This window comes from Micromonospora sp. NPDC048871 (genome assembly GCF_043198155.1).
Lineage (GTDB): Bacteria > Actinomycetota > Actinomycetes > Mycobacteriales > Micromonosporaceae > Micromonospora.
Genome location: NZ_JBICUM010000004.1, coordinates 451122 through 473037, shown reverse-complemented (window position 1 = coordinate 473037; position 21916 = coordinate 451122). Strand labels below are relative to the sequence as shown.

Below are 21916 nucleotides of genomic sequence, written 5' to 3'. Positions count from 1 at the left end.
GTTTTTCTGTCAGTTCGAGTTGAGCCTCAGAGGTGATGCCCGTGCCCCCGGCAATGGAAAGCAACCAGCGACGGACAATGGTGCTGGAGGCGTACGCCGACACGATTCTGCCGGGCCAGAAACGGTGGCCGGGGGATCGGGCCGTGGCCGGTGTCTCGCCCGACGGCGGGGCGGTCGCCGCCGGCGCACTGCTGACCCTGCGCTCCGAGGAGGGCGGCATGGCTCCGGCGCTGGACACCCTGGCCGACAGACTCGACGAGCACGCCCAGGAGTACGCCGCCGAGACCGGCCTGGACCTGGACCCCACGGTCCCGGCGTTCGTCTCGCTCGACTACCCCGACCGGATCCGGTTGGTGCAGCGCCTGACCGACCCCACCCACCCGGAGCGGGAGGCCTGGACCGGTCTGGCCATGTTCAGCGTCATCGCCTTCGACGCCGCCGCGCACTCGCACACCGAGGAGGCGCTGGCCGCCGGCCATGTGGGACTGAACATCATCGGCTTCCGTCGGCCCGGCCCGGACGGGCTGTGGCGGTTCGACACCTACAGCTACGGCCGCCAACTGGCCCGGCCGCACCCCGACACCACCCCCTCCGGGAGCCCCGCATGACGAGTTCCGAGAGCACCGACGTCCTGGTGATCGGTAGCGGCTTCGGCGGTGCGATCACCGCGTACCACCTGGCCGCAGGAGGCGCACGGGTGGTCGTGCTGGAGCGCGGGCCGTGGCTGTCCGGGGAGGAGTTCGAACACGACTTCAAGTTCGGCTCCTCCTCGACCCGGGTCTTCGACTTCGTCATCGGCGACGGAATGAGCGTGCTCAGCGGCAACTGCGTGGGCGGCGGCAGTGTCGTCTACTTCGCCGCGATGCCCCGCGCCCCCCGGTTCGTCTTCGACCGGCAGGGCCGGTTCGGTCACCGGATGTGGCCGGGCACGATCTCCCGGGACACCCTGGAGCCCTGGTACGACCGGGTGGCCGAGGCCCTGCCGGTAACCCAGACCGGCTGGGACACCGTGCCGTTCTCCGGTGGCCTGTTCGGCGCGGCCTGTGACCACGCCGGACGGACCGCCAACCCGGTGCCGGTGGCGTTGGACCAGGCCAAGTGCACCAACTGCAACTGGATGATGGCCGGCTGCCGGTTCGACGCCAAACGCTCCCTGCTGCTCAACTATCTGCCGGCCGCCCTGGCCCACGGCGCCCAGATCCGTCCGCTGCACGAGGTGCAGCACCTCTCCCGTACCGACGACGGTGGCTACCGGGTGCACTACACCGTGCTGGACGAGGTCGACTACCGGGTCGAGGTGGACAGCGGCACCATCGACGCGAAGATCGTGGTGATCGCCGCCGGGGCCGGCGCCACCCCGGTGATCCTCAAGCGTTCCGAGCCGACCCTCGGCCCCATGCCGCACGCCGTCGGTCGGTACTTCTCCGGCAACGGCGAGCGACTCAACACCGCCATCTTCGACGAGGGCCGCATCCGCGAGGTGCTCGGCCTCAGCCGGCCCGACGGGGTGCCCTACGAGGCGTACCAGATCGGCAAGGGCCCCTGCGTGGCCAACTGGGACAAGCTGGACGGATCCCTGCCGGAGTACGAGCGGTACTCGCTGGAGCAGCTGTACTTCCCACCCGGCTTCGGCACCATCCTGGCCCAGGTGCCGGACGCGGTCGGCCCCACCTGGTTCGGGGCGGAGAAGAAGGAACTGTTGCGCACCTGGCAGTCCTGGCTGACGGTCTTCACCATGAGCGAGGACGACAACGAGGGTGAGTTCGGTGCCCTTCCGCCCAGCGGCAACGCCGTGCGGCTGTCCCAGCAGATGCTGGCCCGGGGATCGCTGCGCTACCAGCCCACCGAGAACACCCTGCGGGGCTGGGCGCTGTCCGACGCGGAGGTACGCGACATCCTGGAACGCGACGGGCTGTCCCGGGTGATGCCGTGGACCAACGACGTGGTCGGGGCGTACACGGTGCATCCGCTGGCCTCCTGCCGCATCGGTGACAACCCGGACACCTCCGCCCTGGACGACCGGCACGAGCTGCGCGACCATCCCGGCATCTTCGTCACCGACGGCTCCGCCGTGCCGGCCGGTCTGACCGTGAACCCGGCGATGACCATCGCCGCGCTGGCCGAGCGGGCGGTGCCCGGCATCGTCGCGGCGGCGCGGGAACGCGGGGTCCCGGTCCGCTACGGGGCGCCGGCCCCGGACGGGGCCACCAGTGGCCGTGCCGCCGTGCTGCCGCTGGTACGCGGCACCGTGCAACGGTGAGTGGCCTGTACGCCAGGGTGGCCCGGCGTCCCTCCCGGGGACACGTACGCCGGGTCACCCCGGTGCCCATCGAACGCGCCGAGGGCCTCACCGCGGTGGTGTACGGGCAGGTGGAACGGGACTTCGGCATGCTCGCCCCGCCGGTGAGCCTGCACTCGCCCGCCCCGCAGGTGCTGGCCGCCTGCTGGGTCGTGCTGCGCGAGACCCTGGTCGCCTCCGGCCGGGTGGATCGGGCCACCCGGGAGGCCGTGGCGGTCGCCGTCTCGGCGGAGAACTCCTGCCCGTACTGCGTGGAGGTGCACGGGGCCACCATGGCCGGCCTGCTGCCCGCCGCTGCCGACCCGGCCGGTGCCGCCCTTCGGGACCGGGTGAGCCAGTGGGCCCGGGCGGGCACCGACCGGACCCAGGCCGGCCACACCCGGCCGCCGGTCGCCGCCGACCAGGCCGTGGAACTTCTCGGGGTGGCGCTGGTCTTCCACTACCTCAACCGGATGGTGAACGTCTTCCTGGAACCGTCGCCCCTGCCGCCCGGCCTGCCCTCGGTCATGCGCGGCGGAGTACGCCGGGTCTTCGGCAAGCTGATGGCCCGGGGTACCCGCGGCGACCGTCCGCCCGGTGCCACCCGGGACCTGCTGCCGGCCGCGGCACTGCCGGCGGACCTTGCCTGGAGCAGCGGCCACCCCGTGCTGGCCGACGCACTGGCCCGGAGCAGCGCGGCCATCGAGGCCGCCGGGCAGCGGTCGGTGCCCACCTCGGTGCGGGAACTGGTCACCGCCCGGCTGGCGGGCTGGGACGGACGGCCGGCCGGGATCAGTCGCGCCTGGGTCGGCGAGGCCATGGGTGATCTGCCCGGCGGCGACCGGGCGGCGGGGCGGCTGGCGCTGCTCACCGCCTTCGCCTCCTACCAGGTCGACGACCAGGTGGTGGCCGAGGTACGGGCCACCGGAGCCGACGACCGGGCCCTGATCGAGTTGACCGCCTGGGCCAGCATGGCCGCGGCCCGGGTGGCGGCGGCCTGGGTCCCCCTGGACCCGAACGCACCGCCGAGCTGATCGGCACGACTCCCCGGCTTCGACGGACCGCCGCCGAGCCGGGGAGCCGCCGAGCCGGGAGGCAGCCGCCGGGGGAGTCAGCGCGGGTCGACGGCCAGCCCGGCCTGCCGGCGACTGATCAGACCGGCGCGGTGCAACCAGGCCACGGTGTCCCGGATGGTCTCCGTGATCGGGCGGGTGGGGGCGGGCACCTGCGGGCCGGTACGCAGATCGCAGTGGCAGGTGTAGACCGCGCCGTACTCCACCGGGACATGCCACGGCGAGATCCGCTGCACCGCGGATGCGGCCGCCCCCACCGGCAGCACCGCCGCCGACGGCAGGTAGCCGACCGGCAGCCGACGCCCGGTGACCTCGCGTACCGCCGCGACGAACTCCCGGGTGGACAGCCGCTGCCCCGGCGCCAGCAGCCGCCGTGGCCCCGCCCCGGCTCGCAGCGCGGCGACATGCAGGTCGGCCACGTCCCGGACGTCACCGACCGGGAATCCGCCACCGGGCCAGATGGGCAGCCACCCGCGCAGCAGGGCCCGCAGCCGGGCGAGCTGATCCCCCAGGTGCGGGTCGTGGGGGCCCAGGGTGGCCATCGGGTAGGTGATGACCACCGGGGCCCCGGCGGCCTGGTGTCGGCGGGCGACCTCTTCGGCCGCCGCCTTGGTGGCCATGTACCGCTCCCGGGGGCGGCCCACCGGCAGCTCCGTGGCCAGCGGCGCACCCCCGGTGGGGGCCAGGGCCACCACGGAGGAGACGTGCACGATCGTCTCGGCCCCGGCCGCGCGGGCCGCCTCCAGCACGATCTCGGTGCCGCCGACGTTGACCTGCCGCATCTGCGCATGGCGGCGGGTGTCGAAGGAGTAGAGGCCGGCGGCGTGCAGGACCCCGGTGCAACCCGCCATCGCCCGGGTCACCGACTCCGGGTCGGTGACGTCGCCGCGCACGGTCGCCACATCCGCGGTGGACACCCCGAGGGGGCCGAGAGCCCGTCCGACCGTGTCCGGGTCCCGAACCAGCAGCCGCACCTCGTACCCGCCGCGCAGCAGCGCCGCGACCGTGTGCGAGCCGATGAAGCCGGTGCCGCCGGTGACCAGTACCCGCACGTCGTCACTGCCCTTCGATGGAGGATGGGACGGGTGGCCGGCGCCGGCCGGGGGGTCACCAGCCGGCACCGGAGCTGTGCCGAGGTCAGCGTGCGTCGCGCGGGCTGTTCTGGTAGGCGGCCAGTCGCCAACCCTCCGGAGTACGGACCAGGAGCCAGGAGGCGCGGATGGCCCGCTCGGCGGCCACCTCGGTCTCGCCGGGGGCGAGCACACCCCCGGCGGTCAGCAGCAGGGCCACGTCCGGGCCGAGGAAGCGGACGTCGAAGGGCTGCCCGGTGACCCGGGTGCCCTTGTAGGGGCCGGCGAAGCCCTGCGCCATGAAGGCCCGGATCTCGTCGCGGCCCTTGCGGAAGTGGCCGGGCAGGATCATGGTGCCGTCCTGGACGAACACCTCGGCGAAGGCGTCGGCGTCGTTCGCCGCCCAGGCCTGCACGACACGTCCGGGCACGGCCGCGACCGCGGCCTGATCCTCGCTGGACACCTGCGGGGTGAGGTGGTTGACAGTCACGGTGGTTCCTTCCGTCCTGGGCGGTCACGTCCTGGCTGAGGAGGGGTTTCGGGACAGGCCCGCACGGTCCTCGGCCCTTCGGTGGCGCTCATCGGCACGTACCGGTCGGGCGACGGGCCCGCCGGAAGCGGGCGCCCCGGCCGGGGCGTAGCCGCTCACCTGTGAGAATCACAGTGGTCAGCGGGGTGCCGCATCTCTGCGAGTGCCTCGAAGTCAACACCGCAGCATGCAAGACGAAAGCCGCGCACCTCCGCCTGAACGACCAGCAGGCGGAGGTGCGCGACGGGCAGGCGAGGAGTTACCGGCCTCAGTGGTGGGCGGGCTCGTCGGGGGACCGGTCGGCCTGACCGGAGACGGTCGGCGGCCCTCGGTGCCGGGCGGGGCGCCGCACCAGCAGGGCCAGCACGACCAGCAGCACCAGACCGTCGAGGACCAGCAGAGTCGCGCCCACCGGGTCGATGCCGTGGGCGTGGTCGGCATCGTCCAGGATCGGGTCGGGGACCTCCGTGAGGCCCTGCGGGGGTACGCCGGTGCCGACACTGAAACGCAGGATGCCGGTGGCGTCCCGCCCGTTGGTGAAGGTGATGTGGTACGCGATGCTGTAGTCGCCCGTCCCGATCGGCTGGATCGGCTGACGCAGCCCGGCCTCGCCGTCGGTGCGTACCCGGCCCTCGTTGACCGGATTGCCGGACCGGTCCCGCACGGTGACATGGGACAGCACCGCGTCGGCGCCGGTCGAGAGCTGTAGGGTGACCGCCTCCGGGGCGGTGCTCAACACGGCACCGTCGCCCGGGTCCACCGCTAGGACCCGGGCGGGGGTGCCGTCGGACTGCCGGGTGACCGCGGCGATGGTGAGGGCCACCCCCACAGAGGCGAGGGCGATGACGATGGCCAACGTTCGGCGCCCGGCAGACATGACGACGATCAGCTGCCGGAGGTGGCGGCGGCCAGCCGTTCGCGGCCTTCGATGGTGCAGTTGCACCGCTGCAACTGCGCCTCCTGGGCGTTGGGGCGCAGGTGCAGGTACATCGCCACCAGCATCGGCAGGAAGACGACCGAGTTGTAGAACAGGTGCAGCTCGACCCGGGGGATCAGCAGCTGAGCGAAGCTGGTCGGCACGCTCGTGCCGGGCAGCAGGAAGCCGATCTGCACCTGCAACAGCAGGAACAGGTGCTCGATGTGGTGCCAGAACTGGAGCGCCAGGGCGATCGTCCACCAGGTGCGGGCCCGGCCGACGAAGCCGGGACGCAGGGCGAACAGGCCGATCAGCATGACGATCGCGTACGCGTAGTGCATCCACTCGGAGCTGACCAGCCACGGGAAGGGCATCCCCAGGACCCCGCGGGCCTGTGGCCGCGCCCAGCCCAACACCCAGATCTGGTACGCCTGAACCAGGTGCTCGGCCCAGTGGGCCAGCACGATCACCATGTACAGACCCAGCACCGCACGGTGCTGGGCTTCGTTGATCGTACTGATCACCCCACGCCGGGCGGCATGCTCCTTGGCCACTGTCATGTGGACTCCATCCAGAGGGCTGGGTAATTTAGCGAACACGCTAGGTGATGGGAGTCCGGTGCGCTTATTCCGGATTGCGCACTTTTCGATCATCGGGTTCGGTGGCCCCAGGTTGCCTGCTCAGGCGGTGAAGCCGCCGTCTGAGGTGATTACCGCACCGTTGACATTGACCGCCTCCGCGCTGCCCAGCCAGCAGACCAGGGTGGCGATCTCCTCCGGCTGGGCGGTGCGGGTGACCCGGTGGAAGGCCTTCGACAACCGCTCGTACGCCCAGGGCACCCTCGGGGCGGCCGTACGCCCGATGTTGGTCTCCACCCCGGCCGGGCAGATCACGTTGGCCCGGATCCCCTCCTCGGCGTAGAGGACGGCGATTGACCGGGTCATGCCGACCAGGGCGTGCTTGGAGGTGACGTACGCCGTGCCGGCCACCGCGCCGGTGAGCCCGCCGATGGAGCCGACATTGACGATCGCCCCGTCCCCGGCCGCGCGCATCAGCGGCAGCACCGCCCGGGTCAGCCGCATCGGGCCGGTGACATTGACCGCCATGACCCGTTCCCAGGTCCCATCGTCCACCTCGGACACCGGCAGGAAGTGATCCATGATGCCGGCGACGTTCGCCAGCAGGTCGATCCGGTCGCCGGGCAGGGCGGCCACGATGCGGTCCACGTCCGCCTGCACACTGACGTCACCGACGACGGTCAGCACGGTCTGCCCGGCGTCGGCGATCAGCTTCTCCGTGGCGGCCAACCCCTCGGGGTCTACGTCACAGCCGAGCACCCGGGCGCCCTCGGCCGCCAGCCGTACGGCGACCGCCTGACCGATGCCGGAGCCGGCTCCGGTCACCAACGCCACTCGTCCCGCGTACCGCTGCTCGTTCATCATCGACTCCTCTGCTCCGCGGCCGCAGACCCGGCCCGCTGCTCGCAGCCTCCGCCGGGCGGACCCGGCGGCGGCAGGGCCACAGGTCCCACCCGCAGGGGCCGACCGGAGTGGACGGTGACCTGCGTAGCGGACGGCGCCGGTCGAGCTTCATCCACCGGGGACAGATGTGATTGAACCGAGGGGTGCCGCGCTCCGTCATGCGGGCGCACGCATTCGAAAGGACCTGGTGGGTCCGTCGGTTCAGCCAACGGAGGGCAGCATGACGGTGAGTACGGGTGTCTTCGCGGGCCGCAAGGCCCGGCTGGGTGGGAAGGTGGCCCTGCTGACCATCCTGGTGCTCGCCCTGGGCCTGGTCGTGGTCCTGTCCAGCAGGTCGGAGGCGGTCATCCGGGAGCGGGTGACCTTCGTCAACGCCACCGGCGAGACGTTGTGGATAGGTGCCGGTGAGAGCGGGGACGGTTCCCGACCCATCCCCGACCTGCCGGTCCTGCGGCCCGGGGAGTCCGGGACCATCGTCATTCCCGACGACGGCGCTCCCGGTCATTGGCGCGGCCGGTTCTTCGCCCGGCAGCGGTGCAGCGGAGAACCGGGTAGCACCTTCAGCTGTCTCGTCGGCGACTGCGGGGTCTATCCGGATCGCTGCGAGCGGGGTGCGCAACCGGTCAGCCTGGCCGAGTTCAACTTCGACCAGAACGACCCGGTAGCCCCCTGGTACAACGTCAGCTACGTCGACGCCCTCTCGTTGACGATCACCATCGAGGCGCCCGGCGGGCCGCCCGCCCCGGTGGCCGGAACCTGCATCAGGTGGGACTGCTCCGGTGGGCAACTGCTCGCCGCCTGCCCGGAGGCACAAGCCGTGATCGATCCCCGCCGGGGAGACCGGATCAACTGCGTCAACCCCGAACGGGACGCGGAGAGCGCCTACACCGCAGCGCTGCGCCCCTTCGGCCCACGGGCCTACCTGTGGTCCACCCACGACCGGGTGCCCGGTAACGAGACCGTCCTCGGTTGCCCCGGATGCGCCGACTTCGTGGTCACCTTCCGCAACGGCGGAACCCCGGTACCGCAGCGGGTCGAGCAGCCCGCCGTCTCGGACGACGCCGGCTTCGCCCTGCGGGGGTACGAGGGCAAGTGCATCGACGTGCCCGCCGGTGTCTCCGCCGACGGGGTGGGGTTGCAGCTCTGGAGGTGCAACGGCACCCCGGCCCAGTCCTTCTCCAAGGGCCCCAACGGATCGCTGATGCTGCTCGACAAGTGCATGGATGTCGCCTGGGGGTCCCGGGACAACGGGGCCAAGGTGCAACTGGCGCACTGCAACGGCGGCCCGGCGCAGGTCTGGGTGGTCGAGGACGGCCAGGTGCGCAACCCCCACTCGGGCAGGTGCGTCGACGTCCGCGACCGGAACTCGGCCGACGGCGCCGCCCTGCAGATCTGGCGGTGCGCTCCCGGGCAGGCCAACCAGACCTGGCAGCCGGTGGGCCGCTGAACCGACCGGGTCCAAGGGGCGGCCGGCCCCCTGCGCGTTGCGCAGGACGATGCCGGTGACTGATAGGAAGTCACACGGTGCGGCGCCGTTGACATGACGGGCACCCACCCTCCGCCGCACTGGAACGGGTGCCGCACCGCGCGAGGAAGACGGAAGGACAGCAATGCAGTCAGCTGGTCGGGGCAGGGCGTCGAGGTCGGCCCCGCAGACATCGGCGGGGTCGCACCGGATGCGCCGCTGGCGAGCGAGCCACTGGTGGACCCTGTCGCTGCTGCTGACGGTCCTGCTCGTCCCACTGGCCGGGGGGACCCCGGTGACCGCCGCGCCTCCCGACGAGACCGGCAAGTACTACGTCGTGGGGCCGCCGGTCAACGGCCAGCGTGACTATCTGTACAGCATCGCGCTGCGTACCCTCGGCAACGGCAACCGGTTCCGGGAGATCATCGAACTGAACCGGGGTCGGGAGCAGCCCGACGGGGCCACCTTCACCGACGGGGTCGAACTCGCGCCCGGCTGGGTGCTCGTACTGCCGAAGGACGCGGACGGGCCGGGAGTGCGGACCGGCCGCCTGCCGGCGATCCGCCCCCCGACCCCCTCGACCCCGCCCAGCCCGGCGACCCCCTCGCCACCCTCACCCTCGCCGCCTGCACCGCCCTCGCCGACCCCTGCACCGCCCTCGCCGAGCGGCTCCCCGTCGCCCCCCGCCCGGTCGGCTCCCGCCGAGGACCCACCGGCTCCGGCCGACACCGGGCCCCCGGCCCAGGCCGCACCGTCCCGGCTGGCCGGGGTCACCCCCGACCTGGTGCGGGTCGGGGCGGGAGCCCTGGCCCTGGGACTGGCCGTCGTAGCACTCCTGGTGCTGCCCCGACGGGTGTACCGGATGCGTGGGGTGACCCTCGATGACGGCCCGTGGCCCCCGCAGCGGCACCACACCCCCACCCCAGCCGAACTCGCCGCCAGCGCCGCCCCACCCGACCTGACTGTCCCGCAGAGGCAGAACCCGGCAGCCTCCGCTGACCCGAAACCGCCCGGCGCTCGCACCACCGAAACCTCGCCAACCTCCACCCAGGACCCGGCGCCTCCGCCAGTGGTCCCTGCGGCCCCACCCGCAGCGGCGCCTGGGCCTCCATCCTGGCCGATGATGCCCGCGGCCCCATCCCGGCCGGCGGTGTCCGTGGCGGTGCCCGAGGGCCCTGCGGCGGCGGTGCCCGCCGCTGGGACCGGGGCAGGCGCGACGGCAGCGCGGTCGGGGAGTGGGCAGGAGGACGGTGGGCCACCCCGGCCGGAGTTGCCGGCCGACGGCGAGGTGCCGTACGTCCGGACCGAACTCAGCACCGACCACGGCCCGATCCTGGTGCGGCTGGTAGGTGTCACGACCGGCCCGGCAACTGCCGCCTACGCCTGGCTGGCCGAGCACGAACCGGCACCGGCCGCCGCCGTACCCCTGGTGCTGGGACGGGCCGGGCCCTGGCGGCTACAGATCGACCTGGGCCGGGCCCCGGACGTGTTCACCCTGGTCGGGGCGGTGCAGGAGTGTCGCCGGTTGGCGGCGGCGTATGCCCGTCAGTTGCTGGCGGCGGGGGTGGTCGTGGCCGTCGTCGGTGACGCCCTCGACGCCGACCTGGTCGAGGGCTGCCGCCGCCTGGCCGCCTGGCCGCAGTCACCCGAGCTGGGACCCGGGCCGTACGTCGTCATCACCACGGACGCCGCCGCGGGGGTACGTGGCCTGGCCGCCGGGTCCGCCGGGCGCGGCATTCCGCTGGTGATCGGTCCGGTCCCGTACGGCCGGTGGTCGGCTCAGCTCGGCGGTGGGGACCCGAGCTGAGGCAGGACGGCCGGCAGCGGCCCCTGCTCCAGGCGAGGTACCCGCTGCCAGGCACCGGACTCGGCCCGGTACACCCGGCGTACCCGCACCCGTGAGTAGGAGCGGCTGGGCAGGATCAGCTCCACCTGGGCGGCGCGCAGGGCCTCGGCCCGACTGCGGACCCGGTTCAGCGGGGCCAGCAGGTCGGCCGTGGCCGTCACGTCGATCGCGCGATCTCTGGGCACCCGCAGCTCCACCAGCAGCCGTCCGTCCCGTACCGCCGGCTGGTCCCGGTACAGCCGCAACCAGTGACGTGGCAGGCGTACCCGCTCGGCGGGCAGCAGGGCGTACGCCCGACGGGTGCCGAAGGTCGGCCAGCGGCGCACCTCGTGGGGCAGACCGGCGATCAACCTGGCGGGCCAGCCGCAGCGGATGGAGACGGTCTCACCGGCACACTCCCCGGCCGGGGTCAGTTCCCCGGTGTGCTCCACCGCGAAGGTGTCCACCGCGAAGACCCGGTCCAGCCGGGCCGCCGGCAGCAGGTACGCCTCACGTAGACCCCGCAGGTGTTGCAGCCGGGCGGGCAGCCGAGCGTGCAGGGCGGCCATCGGGATGGCCCCACCCGGATCCACCCGCACCCGCAGCAGGCGGCGACCCTCCGGCACCGACCGGGGATCGAGGAAGGCCAGCAGGAACAGTTCGGCACCGGGCAGGCCCTCGCCCACCGCCCGGGCCTGCACCGGCGAGGCCACGAACGCCTCGAACGGCTCGGCGTTGACCTGCTGCCCCGGGGACAGCCACCCCAGGCCGTACCCCGGCGCACGACGATCCTCGCCGGTCAGGGCGGGCCGGGGCAGCGGGGTGGTCGGAACGGCCTGCGTCCCCGGCGCCACCTCCCCGACCCGTACCGGCTCGGCCGGTTCCTCGGCCTGACCCGCAACCGGCTCGGCCTGCTGCGCCGGCTGGTCGGCCGTGGGGGCGGGTGCCGGCTCGGCGGGGGGCGGAACATCGGCGTGGGGCGCCGGTGAGTGCGGGGTCTGCTCCGGCTCGGCCTCGGGCGGGGCCGCCGCAGGTGCGGTCAGGGTGAGGGAGGTCGACATCGGCACCAGCAGGCCGGTGGGGGTGGTCCGCAGCGCCGGTGGACCGGCGGCGAAGGGCGGCCGGTACGCGTACCACTCGGCCGGTCGGCCCGCGTGGTCGAGTGCGCGCAGGTCCTGCCGGTCGTCGACGAGCTCCGCGCTGCCACCCGGCGGCGGGGTCCAGACCGTGGCACCGGTGGTCTCGGCCAGTTCCCGGGCGTGGGTGCCGAGGCTGCGTTGCTCCTCCGGGTCGGACGGCCAGGTCAGCCAGAGGCGCAGATCGCTGCCGTAGAGCGGCAGGTCCCCGAGCAGGGCGGCGAGCTGGTCGCCACGGTAGACCCGCTGGGTGCCGCCGTAGTCGCCGATCAGGAAGCCACCGGGTCGGGCGGTGACCGCGACGGTCACCAGTCCCTTGGCGACCGTGCCCAGCCGGTGCGCGGTGGCCCGCCGGGTGACGAAATCGGCCCGGGTGGCGAGCACGAGACCCCCGCGCAGGGGCAGACTGACCACCCCCGTACGGGGACGGACCAGGCCCCGCTCGACGGTGAACCAACCCGGCAGAGGGGTGGCCAGATCGGGCGGCTGGATCACCAGCCAGTCCCGGGCTCGGCGGGCCTGGCGGTCGACCGGTACGGCGTGCAGCGGCCCGCCGGACCCCCCGTGCTGGCGGATCTCCGCGCCCTCGGGGCTGACCAGCACGTCATGGGCGAGCAGCCCGGCCACCTCGCTGAACAGTTCGGCGTGCCGGGCGCCGTCGTCGGTCAGGATCCGTACGTCGTCGGCGGCCTCACCGGAGCGCCGCACCAGTTCGGTGATGGCCCGTGCGGTCAGGGGCCGCTCGGGTCTGGTCGGCAGCACCAGCCCACCCCGTGCGCCGGAGGTCAACCAGAGATCGAACAGTCCGGGGATCCGCCGGTGTCGACGGGGGTCGAAACGGTGGGCGGTCAGCGGCTGGTCGTCGTTCGCGTCGATCGTCATGGTCGTGGCGTACATCTGCTCTCACCAACGTCCGCAGGTTTGCGCGTGCAGGTGACGGCCGGCGAACCACCACATCATCTGGTCTCGTGGCCCTTGCGTCATCATGACGATGGTCACTGGTCGTCGGTTCAGCCGAGTTCGACGTTTTTCTCGATCCAATTGAACGGATACGGTCCAGATCCGCTGTAGAGGGTGTCGCCCGGGTTTTCGGCCGGGCTCCCGAAGGAGGAAGATCAGTGCTGGCGAAGCGCCTCAACGTAGGACGCCTGCTCGCGGGAGTGGTGGCTGTCTGCTGCATGGTCGTGGCGATGGCCGGTACGGCGACAGCCCGCAAAGCGCCCCTGGACCCGCAGGCGTACGTCAAGTACTACGTCGTCACGGCGGCGTACCAGGGACAACCGGAGAACCTCACCGCGATCGCCACCCGGTTTCTCGGCAGCGGTGAGCGGTCTGCGGAGATCTACAACCTCAACGCCGGTCGGGTGCAACCCGACGGGGCCAGCCTGACCGACCCGACCCGGCTCAACCGCGGCTGGTATCTGGTGTTGCCGTGGGACGCGGTCGGCGAAGGGGTGAAGTACGGGCAGATCCCCGCCGGCCCGGGGAAGCCCACGACCTCACCCGGGCCCTCCCGTACCCCCAGACCTGCCTCCAGCCCGACCTCCGGCACCAGTCCCAGTCCCAGCCCCTCGCGCAGCCCCAGCCAGAGCCCGTCGCCCAGCGGCACCTCCGACACCGCCGGCTGCACCCCGGTCGCCGGATCCAGCAGCCGTTCCGACTGGGCCCAGCTGCGGTTGGCCATCGACGGGGCCTGGGACCTCAGCCGAGGCAACGGGGTGATGGTGGCCGTCGTAGACTCGGGGGTGGACGGTCGTCTGGAAGAACTCAGCGGACGGGTGACGGTCGGGGCGGACGTCACCGTGGGCAACGGCCGCGGCGACACCGACTGCCTGGGTACCGGCACCGCGATGGCGAGCATCATCGCGGCGAACACCGCCGTTCAGCAGACCCCGGTCGGCCTGGCCCCGGACGCCACCGTCCTGCCGATCCGGATGATCGGCAAGTCGGGCACCGCCCGGCCCACGGACGCGGCGAACGCCATCGAGGTGGCGGTGAGCGCGGGCGCCTCCGTGGTCGCTCTCGGCTCGCATGTGGACCTGTCCGCCCCGGCGGTCATCGCCTCCCTGACCACCGCCCTGAACCACGACGTGGTCGTGGTGGCGGGTGCCCCGACCAAGCCGGTCACCCTGCCCTCGCCCAGCGAGCCCGAGGCCACCGGCGCCCTGCTGCTGGTCGGCGGGGTCGGGGCCGACAACAAGCTGGTCGAGGACTACCAGCCGGAGACGGTGGAGGTGGTGGCGCCCGGGGCGGACGTGACCGGAATCGGACCCGGGAAGACCGGCCCGTTGAGCTACAGCGGCACCCGCTTCGCGGTGGCCTTCGTGGCCGGGCAGGCGGCGCTGGTGCGGGCCGCCTATCCGGAGCTGAACGCCACCCAGGTCGAGCAGCGGATCCGGGACACCGCTGATGGGCTGGGGGAGCAGACCCCGGACAGCAGGTACGGCACCGGAATGATCAATCCGGGGGTGTCGCTGGCCCGGACCCTGGACGGTGAACAGCCGACCGGAGCCGCGAGCACCGGCGGCGGTGGCGGGGGAGGCATGGCCACCCTCGTCCTGATCGGGGTGGCGCTGCTCGGCGGTGGGGCCTTCCTGGCGCTGGGTCTGCACCGTCGGCGGGCCTACAGCTGAACCAGCTACGGAGAACGGGGGTACGGACCGCGCGGTCCGTACCCCCGTTTCTGGTCGACTCGGTGTGCTGATTACCGCAGCTTCCAGGTCTGCTCGGCGTTACCGACGTAGATCCAGAGTTCCAGCGGCTTGTTCTTGGCCCCCATCTCCACGTCGACGGCCTTGCCGTTCAGGGCGCTGATGATGCCGCCCTTGTCGTTGATCCGCCAGGACTGCGCCGGATTGCCGCTGCAGATGGCCACCTGGATGGCGGTGCCGTCCTCAGAGGCACCCCAGGCGATGTCCATGCACAGCCCTTGGGAGCGGATGGTGCCGTCGTTGCGGACCACCCACCACTGCGCCGGTTCCTCCTTGCAACTACGCAGTTCGAGTCGGGTGCCGTCGCCGTTGCTGCCGGAGCTGACACACAGCCCGGTACGCGGGTGGAAGATCTGCTTGGCCCCGGAGGGACGCTGGGGCTTGGGTGCGGTCGTCTTCGGCGCGGCGGTCGTCGGCTTGGTCTGGACCGGGTCAGGTTCCGACGGTGCGGTGGTTCCCGAATTCGGGGACGCCGACGGCGAGGTGGCCGGCGGACTCTCCTGCGGATCCTCCTCCGCCGGCGGCTCGGGAGTCTCCTCCGCCGGGGGTGCCGTGGTCGGCTCATCGGCCGGTGCGGACCGGGCCAGTCGGGTGTCCAGCACGTAGAGGTCCGTGAGCGCCTTCACCGCCCGCAGGAAGGTCTCCGTCGGCTGGTCGAAACTACCCCCGCTCTGCCGTACCGCGGTGGGACCGTTGCGGTACGCGGCCAGGGCCAGCAGGTAGGGATCACCGTCCAACTTCGACAACTCGTCGATCAGGGCACACATCGCCTCCCCCACGGCCGGGATCGCGGTCTGCGGATCCCAGGCGGATCCCCGACCGGGGCCGTGGCTGCGCCACACCTCGGGCAGGAACTGGGCGATGCCCCGCTGCCCGGCGGGACCGAGCCGGTGGGGGTCGAACTCGGACAGGGCCATCACCTGGGCGGCCACCATGGCCGGGGTGACCTGCTCGCAGACCGACCCGGCGGTGACCACCAGCGGGACGTACGGCGCGGGCACCCCCTTCGTGTTGCCCGCCGGTGGGGCGGCCGGGGCCGGCGCCCCGGGCCCACCGAACTGCTTGAGCTGGCCGTAGTACCCGGCGTAGCCGCTGGCCAGATCGACGTACTCGACGGCCTCGGCGGGGACCCCCTGGGCCTGGGTGACCGCGGGCAGCCCGGTGTGGAAGGCGGCGACCGCCGTACGCCACTGGTCACCGGTGATGCCGGCCAGCCGGAGCCGGCCACTGAAGTCACACATCTGATGGGCCAGGGCGAGCACGTTGGCGGCGATGTCGGACCGGCGGGCGTCCGGCCACGGCTTCCACGCCTTCCAGTCCTCGTCGTCCAGACCGGCGATGCCCCGACCGCCGGAGGCGGTCTTGCGGGCCCGGTTGTCCAGCCCCGACTCGGCCATCAACTGCCCGGCCAGCCGGGCCGGGGTGAGCATCGGGCACGAGCGGGCCGCGGCGACGATGGCGGTCAACTGCTTGTCGGTGACCTTAGCGCCGATCACTGTGTCGTCGCGGGCGGAGGCGACCCCCCAGTTGATGGTGGCGATGACGGCGGAAAGCACCGCCAGCGCGGCCAGCAGGGCCGCGAGCACCTTGCGGGGCGTGCGGCCCAAGCTGATCTTCTTGCGTACGAGGTCGGTAGTCACGGGCCATCCCTTTCGGCGTGGCGACACCTGTCGTGACGGATCGCCACCGTCTGGCGTTCAAAGCCAACCGGGATTCTTTCAACCGATGTCGGACGGATCTGAACCGGAGGCCACCCTCATCCGTCTATCGGACGGTGTCGCCTCCGTACCAAACCGTCTGAAGTGGAGCGAATAAGGGTGCTGACCAGGATCGATTCAACTCGGCCTACTCCGGTCGATGTCGTCGTCGGCCGCCGGGCGACCTCAGCGACGTCACCCCGCAGGCGTACGACTATGCTCGCTGCCAGGGCCGCGAGGGCGAGCAACGTCCATCCGGCCGGCAGGATGCCATCCGTCCGTCAGGGAGGCGGTCTGTGTCGGCGGTGCCCAACGAGTCGATCGCGCCATCCATCCCAGACGGTGCCGTCGGCGATCCGCCCGCCGCCGAGCCCCTGCTCCGGCAGATCGTCGAGGAGTACCGTAAACCCCTGCACCGCTTCCTCACCCGCCTGCTGCTCGGTCAGCAGGAACTCGCCGAGGATCTGGTCCAGGAGACCTTCCTGCGGGCCTGGCGCAACGCCGACCGGCTCGCCGCCGACCCTTCGAAGATCGCCCCCTGGTTGTACACGGTGGCCCGGCATGTCGCGATCGACGCCATGCGGGCGCGGCAGGCCCGACCCCCCGAGGTCAGCCTGCCGGACCTGAACCGGGTCCCCACCACGGACGACGAGATGGAACGGGTGGTGAGCGTGCACGCGGTGCGGCTCGCCCTAGGAAAGATCAGCCCGGAGCATCGGGCGGTGCTGATCGAGATGTACTACCGGGGCGCCTCGGTGGCCGAGGCGGCGGTGCGGCTGGGGATACCCGAGGGTACGGTAAAATCCAGAGCCTATTACGCGGTACGCGCACTGCACGCCGCGATCGGCTCGACCGAGTCGTCCTGATCCCGAGGTCGCCCGGGCCCAGACAGACACACCGCGTGGTGCCGACCCGTTGAGGAGAGGGCTGGATGCGCGTAGGCGGGGATCACTCCGTGGCCGATCAGGAGAGGCTTGCCCTCTACCTGATGGGCGCCTTGGACGACGCCGAGCGGGAGTCGTTCGAGGCCCACCTCGCCGACTGCTGGCACTGCCTGGACGAGGCGGCCCAGATCGGTCCCTCGATCAGCGGCCTGGCCGGTCTGGACGATGTGGACTGGTCCCTGCCCACGGACGAGTTCCCACCTCCCGTGGCCGCCACCGACGCCGCCTCCCCGTCCGCCGACTCCTCGTCCGGGTCGCCACCCGCCAGCTCGTCGCCCGCCGTGGCCGACGATTCGGCGGTGAGCCGGCCGAGTGGCAGCCCCTCGGGCGCCGGAGCGGCCCGACCGGCCGACAATCGACCGGCTAGTAGGCGTACCTCGGGGGCGCGTCCGGCGACGACCGGCGGCTCCTGGCGGCGGCGTCGGGCCCTCTGGGCCGGGGCGGCGGCCGTGATTCTGGTGCTGGCCGGTGGCGTGGTGGTGGTCAACGAGTGGACGGCCCGTACCGATCCGGTGCTGACCGCCACCGGGGATGCCCCCGGTCATGGGGCCAGCCTCTCCGTCGTGATCACCCCCGGGGGCCAGGGCAGTGCCACGATCCGGATCACCGCCACCGGCCTGCGGCAGGGCACCCGCTATCGGCTATTCGCGGTGACCCGCGACGGTGCCACCCATGTCGTACGGGACTGGACGGCCACCTCCGGGCCGCAGGAGGTGGCCGGTGAGACCTCCCTGCCGGTCGACGAACTCTCCTTCATCACCGTCGGGCTGACCGACGGCTCCGCGATCGTGACCGCCCCGATCGCCCGCACCCCCGCCTCGCCCCGCTGACGGTCGACCTCCGTCTCCCGGGCTCGGCTCCGCCACCCCGGCGCACCCTCCTCCGGCCGTCCGTGACCGGGCGGTGGGCCGACCAGTCGGATGCCCGTACCGCCGGGCTCGGTGGCCCGGTCCGACGCCCGGCGGAGCCGGGGCAAAAAAATCCCTGACTCGTCCTGAACCGACCGACCGCGCGCGCCGTTAAGCGGCCGTCCCCGGTGGCTGGACTGCCATCCGGTGACCGAGAAGGCGAGCAGGGAAGGGAGGCAGGGCAGATGGGCAACGGGTCCGTGGCGCTACGGCGGCCGGAGGCTTCGACCGGTCGGCCGGGGCACGTCGATCCACTGGCCGGCCCGGCCTACGGCGATGGTCCGGCCTACGACGACGGCACGGCCTGGCCGCACGACGGCCTCTCCGAGAAGGGCATCGGGTGGATCGGCGCGCACGGAGGTGCGGGCACGACCACCCTGGCCGAGCTGTTGGGCGGTACCGACATCGGCTGCCGCTGGCCGGATCCGGCCCTGGCCGAACCCGCCCGGGTGATGGTGGTCGGGCGCACCAACCTGACCGGACTGCGGGCGGTCTCCCGGGCCCTGCATGCCCTGCGGGAGGGCCGGCATCCGGCCGGAATGCGGCTGGTCGGGGTGGTGCTGATCGCCGATGCCCCCGGTCGGCTGCCGGCGCCGCTGCTCGGCCGGATCCGCCTGCTGCGGTCGATCGCCCCGGTGCACCGGGTGCCCTGGATTCCCTGCCTTCGGGTGGGGGAGGAGCCGAAACGGCTGGGCCGGCAACTCGACCGGATCGCCGCCCTGGTGGCCACCGAGGCGCGGAGGCGGTCGTGAGCAGGATCCTGCGCCTCCTCCTCGTCGCGGTCGTCGGCCTGGGGTGGGGTCTGCTGGCCCCCTCGGGCGCTGCTGCTGCGGCGGAGGACACCTACACCCTGAAGATCCACGGGGGTAAGGCCGCCTTCCTCTACACCCTCTGCCTGAAGACCGACACCACCATGAAGAACCCGCGCGGCAGTGACCGGGTCTGCTCCGGCAAGAAGGGCTCGACCCACGGGTCCTTCGACATGAGCGCCCCGTACGTGTCGGGCGACAGCGTGAAGATGGACATCGAGATGCACACCGGTCTCGCCGGTGAGTCGGTGACCAAGGACAACGTCGACATCACCGGAGCGCGCAGCTGCACCCTGTCGGGGGCGGTGCACGCCGGGAAGTTCCAGTGCGACAGCCCGATCAACTCGGTCAACTTCGAGCCGCCGGTGGTCGAGGCGTACACCGTGAACACGAATCCGAAGAAGTCGGTCGCGAACCTGCTCAACCTGATGGCGTGGCTGGTGAGCGCTGCCGCGGTGGCCGGCCTGCTGATCACCGGCGCGACCCTGGCCGCGCAGCTGCGTCGGGGCGCCATGGAAGAGCGAACCGAGTACACGAAGAGCATCGCCTTCGTCTTCACCGCCTGCCTGATCGCCACCACCGCCGGTCCGTTCGTCAGATGGCTGGCCCTCACCGACTGATCATCCGGCCGGCCCACCGCCTGAACCACCCACATCCGATTCCAAGGAGCCGCAATGTCCCTCTCCGACCTCTACTACGGCAGCCTGGCGCAGGCCACGACCCTGCTGGCGGCCCCCGGCCCGGCCCCCGACCCGACCGGCGGTGGCGGCACGGTGCCACAGCCCTCGATCAACGGAACCCTGCCGCTCGGTCTGTCCGACAAGGTCCAGCAGGTACTCGGCCTGCTCGCCTGGGCGGGTACGGCGGCCGGTGTGGTCGGTGTCCTGGTAACCGGCGCGGTGATGGCCATCTCCCACAAGCGCGGCGAGAGTTCGGAACACATGAGCCGCCTCGGCATGGTGCTGGGCGGCTGCATCCTGGTCGCCACCGCGGGGCCCATCGTCACCTGGGTGTTCGGTACGGGAACCTCCGGCACCTAGCCCTACCGGCAGGAGCAGACGGTCACCGCGATCCGGGAAGGCGCCATGAGACTGAGATACACATCCGACGACGACGCGGATCAGGACAAGCCCTTCTGGCAGCACCGCCGCTGGCAGATGTCGGCCGGTTTCCTCGCCCTGGCCCTGTTCACCGGCACGGTCGCCGCGATCAACGGCGACCCGGGGGCCGGGCCCAGCGTCGCGGCCACCCCGGGTCCGGTGATCGGCACCCTGGGCCCGGACGGCAGCCGCCCGCAGGGCTGCCGCACGGACGACTCCGCGCAGCGCATCCCGACCAAGGTGCCCACCGACATCTCGTGGCGTCCGCTGAACGGGGCCAAGGTGCCGCGCTCCGCCTCGGCGGGACCCCGCAAGAGCACCGGAGCGCTGCTGTGGTGCTTCGCGCACACCCCGATGGGGGCGGTGATGGCGGCACACACCATCTCCCGGCAGATGAGCGGCCCCGACTGGCGTACGGTCAGCCGCCAGCAGCTCGTGCCCGGCCTGGGGCGGGACTACTTCGACGCGATGCGGGCCTCGATGGGCGAGACCGGGCCGGTGCAGACCGTCAACACCCTGGCCGGGTTCCTGGTGCTGCGGTACTCGCCGAGCACGGCCAGCATCCGGGTGCTGATCCGGCAGGCGAATCTGGTGTACGCCTCGGTCGACTACACCGTGGACTGGAACGGCGTCGACTGGCAGCTGCGGCCACTGAACTCCGGTGGCCTGCACACCCGGGCCGCCCCGGTCATCTCCCTAGTCGGCTTCGTGCTGTGGAACGAGGTGTGACATGGAGTGCGCCACCGGTGACGCCGTCTACATCGGCACGATCGGCCAGGTCGTCGGCTTCTTCGAACGCGGCATCGACGGCATCCTCAGCGACATCGCCGCCGCCATCATGGGCGCCGCGGTCGAACTCTTCGCCAATCTGGGGGACATTCCGACCCTGGGTGACCAGCAGCTCAACGAGAGCATTCACATGCAGACCGACTGGCTGGTCGTCACCATCGCGGTGGCCTCCCTGCTGGCGGCGGCCTTCCGGGTGGCGCTGGAACGCAAGGGCCAGCCGCTGACCGTGGCCCTGATGGGCCTGGTCCGGATGGTCCTCACGGTGGGCGCGGCGTGGACCGTGATCAACTGGCTGGCCAGTGAGGCGGACGTCTACTCCCACCATCTCTACGAAGAGGGCATCAAGGCGCAGCTCAAGCTGATCGCCAACTGCGGCACGGACGGGCTCACCGCCTTCCTGCTGATCATCGTCGGCTTGTTGCTGCTGATCGCCGGCTGCGTCCACATCATCCTGATGTACATCCGGCTGGGGGTGATGGTGCTGCTCACCGGCACCCTCCCGATGGCCGCGGCCGCCTCCATGTCCGAGTGGGGCGGGGGCTGGTGGCGCAAGCACATCGCCTGGATGGTGGCCTGGCTGGCCTTCAAACCCGTCGTCGGGCTGATCATGTATTCGGGGGCGGCGATGATCGGTGCCACCGGTGACAACGCCAAACATTACAAACTCGCCGGTGCCGCCGTGCTGCTGATGGCCGCGGTCGCCCTGCCCGCGCTGATGCGGCTGGTCGTACCGGCGATGGCTACCCTCGGCTCGCGGGACAGCAGCGGTACCGGCGTGGCCGTCGGCGGCGCCGCGGCCGGTGTGGTCGCCAGCGGCGCCAGGAAGATCGCCGGTGCTGGCGGCCGGGCCGGCTCCGCCATCTCCGGCCGGCCGAAGCCGCCGAGTGGCAACAGCACCCCCACCGGCGGCGGCTCGGCCGCCTCCTCCTCCGGCGGCTCGTCGGGCGGCTCGTCCAGCGGCGGAGCGTCCGGTGGCTCCGGCGGTGGCTCCGGTTCCGGGAGCCGGTTGGCGGCAGCCGGTACGGCGGCGCGGCGGGTCGCCGGAGGTGCCGTCGGCGCCGCCGCCTGGACGGTGGGCCAGAGCGCCACCGTCGTGCAGAAGACCGCCAGCGCGGTCAGCACCACCCACAAACACGCCAGCGATATCGCCAGCGGGGCCCTCGGGGACCGGGACTGACCGATGCC

20 protein-coding genes are annotated in these 21916 nt (G+C 72.2%); 13 read left to right on the top strand and 7 right to left on the bottom strand.

Annotated elements, in window-relative coordinates; translation table 11 throughout:
- Positions 1 to 77 precede the first annotated feature (77 nt).
- The 3 genes from ACGFIK_RS13555 to ACGFIK_RS13545 are packed head-to-tail and all read left to right on the top strand — an operon-like array spanning position 78 to position 3312.
- The gene (locus tag ACGFIK_RS13555; protein WP_327027143.1) at positions 78 to 608 is read left to right on the top strand and encodes a DUF5987 family protein; all 531 of its coding nucleotides are present in this window, start codon (positions 78 to 80) and stop codon (positions 606 to 608) included.
- Positions 605 to 2260 (top strand): GMC family oxidoreductase, encoded by a 1656-nt coding sequence (locus tag ACGFIK_RS13550; protein WP_327026329.1) that lies wholly within the window; start codon positions 605 to 607, stop codon positions 2258 to 2260. The genes ACGFIK_RS13555 and ACGFIK_RS13550 overlap by 4 nt, the downstream gene beginning before the upstream one ends.
- Positions 2257 to 3312, top strand: a complete 1056-nt coding sequence (locus ACGFIK_RS13545) for a carboxymuconolactone decarboxylase family protein (protein ID WP_327026328.1) — start codon at positions 2257 to 2259, stop codon at positions 3310 to 3312. The genes ACGFIK_RS13550 and ACGFIK_RS13545 overlap by 4 nt, the downstream gene beginning before the upstream one ends.
- Before the next feature lie 77 nt (positions 3313 to 3389).
- On the opposite strand, the gene ACGFIK_RS13540 is transcribed toward ACGFIK_RS13545, so the two are convergent.
- From ACGFIK_RS13540 to ACGFIK_RS13520, 5 genes are all read right to left on the bottom strand, one after another.
- Positions 3390 to 4403: an SDR family NAD(P)-dependent oxidoreductase gene (locus ACGFIK_RS13540; protein ID WP_327026327.1), complete on the bottom strand. Its 1014-nt coding sequence runs from the start codon at positions 4401 to 4403 to the stop codon at positions 3390 to 3392.
- An 85-nt stretch (positions 4404 to 4488) separates the two neighbouring features.
- Positions 4489 to 4911 carry an SgcJ/EcaC family oxidoreductase gene (locus ACGFIK_RS13535; protein ID WP_327026326.1) on the bottom strand — a complete coding sequence of 141 codons (423 nt, stop codon included), beginning with the start codon at positions 4909 to 4911 and terminating at the stop codon, positions 4489 to 4491.
- Positions 4912 to 5218: 307 nt separating this feature from the next.
- Positions 5219 to 5827: a copper resistance CopC family protein gene (locus ACGFIK_RS13530; RefSeq protein ID WP_327026325.1), complete on the bottom strand. Its 609-nt coding sequence runs from the start codon at positions 5825 to 5827 to the stop codon at positions 5219 to 5221.
- An 8-nt stretch (positions 5828 to 5835) separates the two neighbouring features.
- Entirely contained in the window at positions 5836 to 6426 is a 591-nt protein-coding gene (locus ACGFIK_RS13525; protein ID WP_327026324.1) for a hypothetical protein, read from the bottom strand.
- Positions 6427 to 6546: 120 nt separating this feature from the next.
- A complete protein-coding gene (locus tag ACGFIK_RS13520; RefSeq protein WP_327026323.1) occupies positions 6547 to 7305 on the bottom strand; it encodes an SDR family NAD(P)-dependent oxidoreductase in 759 nt (252 codons plus the stop codon).
- A gap of 262 nt (positions 7306 to 7567) precedes the next feature.
- On the opposite strand from ACGFIK_RS13520, the gene ACGFIK_RS13515 reads away from it, so the two are divergent.
- Both ACGFIK_RS13515 and ACGFIK_RS13510 read left to right on the top strand, forming a co-directional pair.
- Entirely contained in the window at positions 7568 to 8794 is a 1227-nt protein-coding gene (locus ACGFIK_RS13515; protein WP_393339438.1) for a ricin-type beta-trefoil lectin domain protein, read from the top strand.
- 229 nt (positions 8795 to 9023) lie between these two features.
- The gene (locus tag ACGFIK_RS13510) at positions 9024 to 10619 is read left to right on the top strand and encodes a hypothetical protein (protein ID WP_327026321.1); all 1596 of its coding nucleotides are present in this window, start codon (positions 9024 to 9026) and stop codon (positions 10617 to 10619) included.
- Here the strand turns inward: ACGFIK_RS13510 and ACGFIK_RS13505 are convergent.
- Positions 10592 to 12655, bottom strand: coding sequence for a hypothetical protein (locus ACGFIK_RS13505; RefSeq protein WP_393339435.1), 2064 nt, complete (start codon positions 12653 to 12655; stop codon positions 10592 to 10594). The two genes, ACGFIK_RS13510 and ACGFIK_RS13505, sit on opposite strands and share 28 nt — an antisense overlap.
- Before the next feature lie 236 nt (positions 12656 to 12891).
- Here ACGFIK_RS13505 and ACGFIK_RS13500 point away from each other — a divergent pair, with 236 nt between their 5' ends.
- Positions 12892 to 14406 carry a S8 family serine peptidase gene (locus ACGFIK_RS13500; RefSeq protein ID WP_327026319.1) on the top strand — a complete coding sequence of 505 codons (1515 nt, stop codon included), beginning with the start codon at positions 12892 to 12894 and terminating at the stop codon, positions 14404 to 14406.
- Between the two features lie 71 nt (positions 14407 to 14477).
- On the opposite strand, the gene ACGFIK_RS13495 is transcribed toward ACGFIK_RS13500, so the two are convergent.
- A complete protein-coding gene (locus ACGFIK_RS13495) occupies positions 14478 to 16124 on the bottom strand; it encodes a ricin-type beta-trefoil lectin domain protein (RefSeq protein WP_393339431.1) in 1647 nt (548 codons plus the stop codon).
- A gap of 353 nt (positions 16125 to 16477) precedes the next feature.
- Here ACGFIK_RS13495 and ACGFIK_RS13490 point away from each other — a divergent pair, with 353 nt between their 5' ends.
- The 7 genes from ACGFIK_RS13490 (at position 16478) to ACGFIK_RS13460 (ending at position 21908) form a co-directional block, all read left to right on the top strand.
- On the top strand, positions 16478 to 17047 hold the full coding sequence (locus tag ACGFIK_RS13490) for a sigma-70 family RNA polymerase sigma factor (protein ID WP_393339428.1): 570 nt from the start codon (positions 16478 to 16480) through the stop codon (positions 17045 to 17047).
- An 89-nt stretch (positions 17048 to 17136) separates the two neighbouring features.
- Positions 17137 to 17955: a zf-HC2 domain-containing protein gene (locus tag ACGFIK_RS13485; protein WP_327026316.1), complete on the top strand. Its 819-nt coding sequence runs from the start codon at positions 17137 to 17139 to the stop codon at positions 17953 to 17955.
- A 263-nt stretch (positions 17956 to 18218) separates the two neighbouring features.
- Entirely contained in the window at positions 18219 to 18785 is a 567-nt protein-coding gene (locus tag ACGFIK_RS13480) for a hypothetical protein (RefSeq protein WP_327026314.1), read from the top strand.
- Complete coding sequence (locus tag ACGFIK_RS13475; RefSeq protein ID WP_393339425.1) at positions 18782 to 19462, top strand: hypothetical protein; 681 nt, start codon at positions 18782 to 18784, stop codon at positions 19460 to 19462. Before ACGFIK_RS13480 ends, ACGFIK_RS13475 begins: the two co-directional genes overlap by 4 nt.
- Before the next feature lie 54 nt (positions 19463 to 19516).
- Positions 19517 to 19882 carry a hypothetical protein gene (locus tag ACGFIK_RS13470; protein ID WP_327026311.1) on the top strand — a complete coding sequence of 122 codons (366 nt, stop codon included), beginning with the start codon at positions 19517 to 19519 and terminating at the stop codon, positions 19880 to 19882.
- 45 nt (positions 19883 to 19927) lie between these two features.
- A complete protein-coding gene (locus ACGFIK_RS13465; protein ID WP_327026310.1) occupies positions 19928 to 20671 on the top strand; it encodes a hypothetical protein in 744 nt (247 codons plus the stop codon).
- Position 20672: 1 nt separating this feature from the next.
- On the top strand, positions 20673 to 21908 hold the full coding sequence (locus ACGFIK_RS13460) for a hypothetical protein (protein WP_327026309.1): 1236 nt from the start codon (positions 20673 to 20675) through the stop codon (positions 21906 to 21908).
- The last annotated feature ends 8 nt before the right edge of the window (positions 21909 to 21916 follow it).

Coding starts and splice junctions, on each gene's coding strand:
- ACGFIK_RS13555 (WP_327027143.1), top strand. CDS start 78: ATGGTGCTGGAGGCGTACGCCGACACGATTCTGCCGGGCCAGAAACGG.
- ACGFIK_RS13550 (WP_327026329.1), top strand. CDS start 605: ATGACGAGTTCCGAGAGCACCGACGTCCTGGTGATCGGTAGCGGCTTC.
- ACGFIK_RS13530 (WP_327026325.1), bottom strand. CDS start 5,827: ATGTCTGCCGGGCGCCGAACGTTGGCCATCGTCATCGCCCTCGCCTCT.
- ACGFIK_RS13525 (WP_327026324.1), bottom strand. CDS start 6,426: ATGACAGTGGCCAAGGAGCATGCCGCCCGGCGTGGGGTGATCAGTACG.
- ACGFIK_RS13520 (WP_327026323.1), bottom strand. CDS start 7,305: ATGAACGAGCAGCGGTACGCGGGACGAGTGGCGTTGGTGACCGGAGCC.
- ACGFIK_RS13515 (WP_393339438.1), top strand. CDS start 7,568: ATGACGGTGAGTACGGGTGTCTTCGCGGGCCGCAAGGCCCGGCTGGGT.
- ACGFIK_RS13510 (WP_327026321.1), top strand. CDS start 9,024: ATGCGCCGCTGGCGAGCGAGCCACTGGTGGACCCTGTCGCTGCTGCTG.
- ACGFIK_RS13505 (WP_393339435.1), bottom strand. CDS start 12,655: ATGACGATCGACGCGAACGACGACCAGCCGCTGACCGCCCACCGTTTC.
- ACGFIK_RS13480 (WP_327026314.1), top strand. CDS start 18,219: ATGGGCAACGGGTCCGTGGCGCTACGGCGGCCGGAGGCTTCGACCGGT.
- ACGFIK_RS13470 (WP_327026311.1), top strand. CDS start 19,517: ATGTCCCTCTCCGACCTCTACTACGGCAGCCTGGCGCAGGCCACGACC.
- ACGFIK_RS13465 (WP_327026310.1), top strand. CDS start 19,928: ATGAGACTGAGATACACATCCGACGACGACGCGGATCAGGACAAGCCC.
- ACGFIK_RS13460 (WP_327026309.1), top strand. CDS start 20,673: ATGGAGTGCGCCACCGGTGACGCCGTCTACATCGGCACGATCGGCCAG.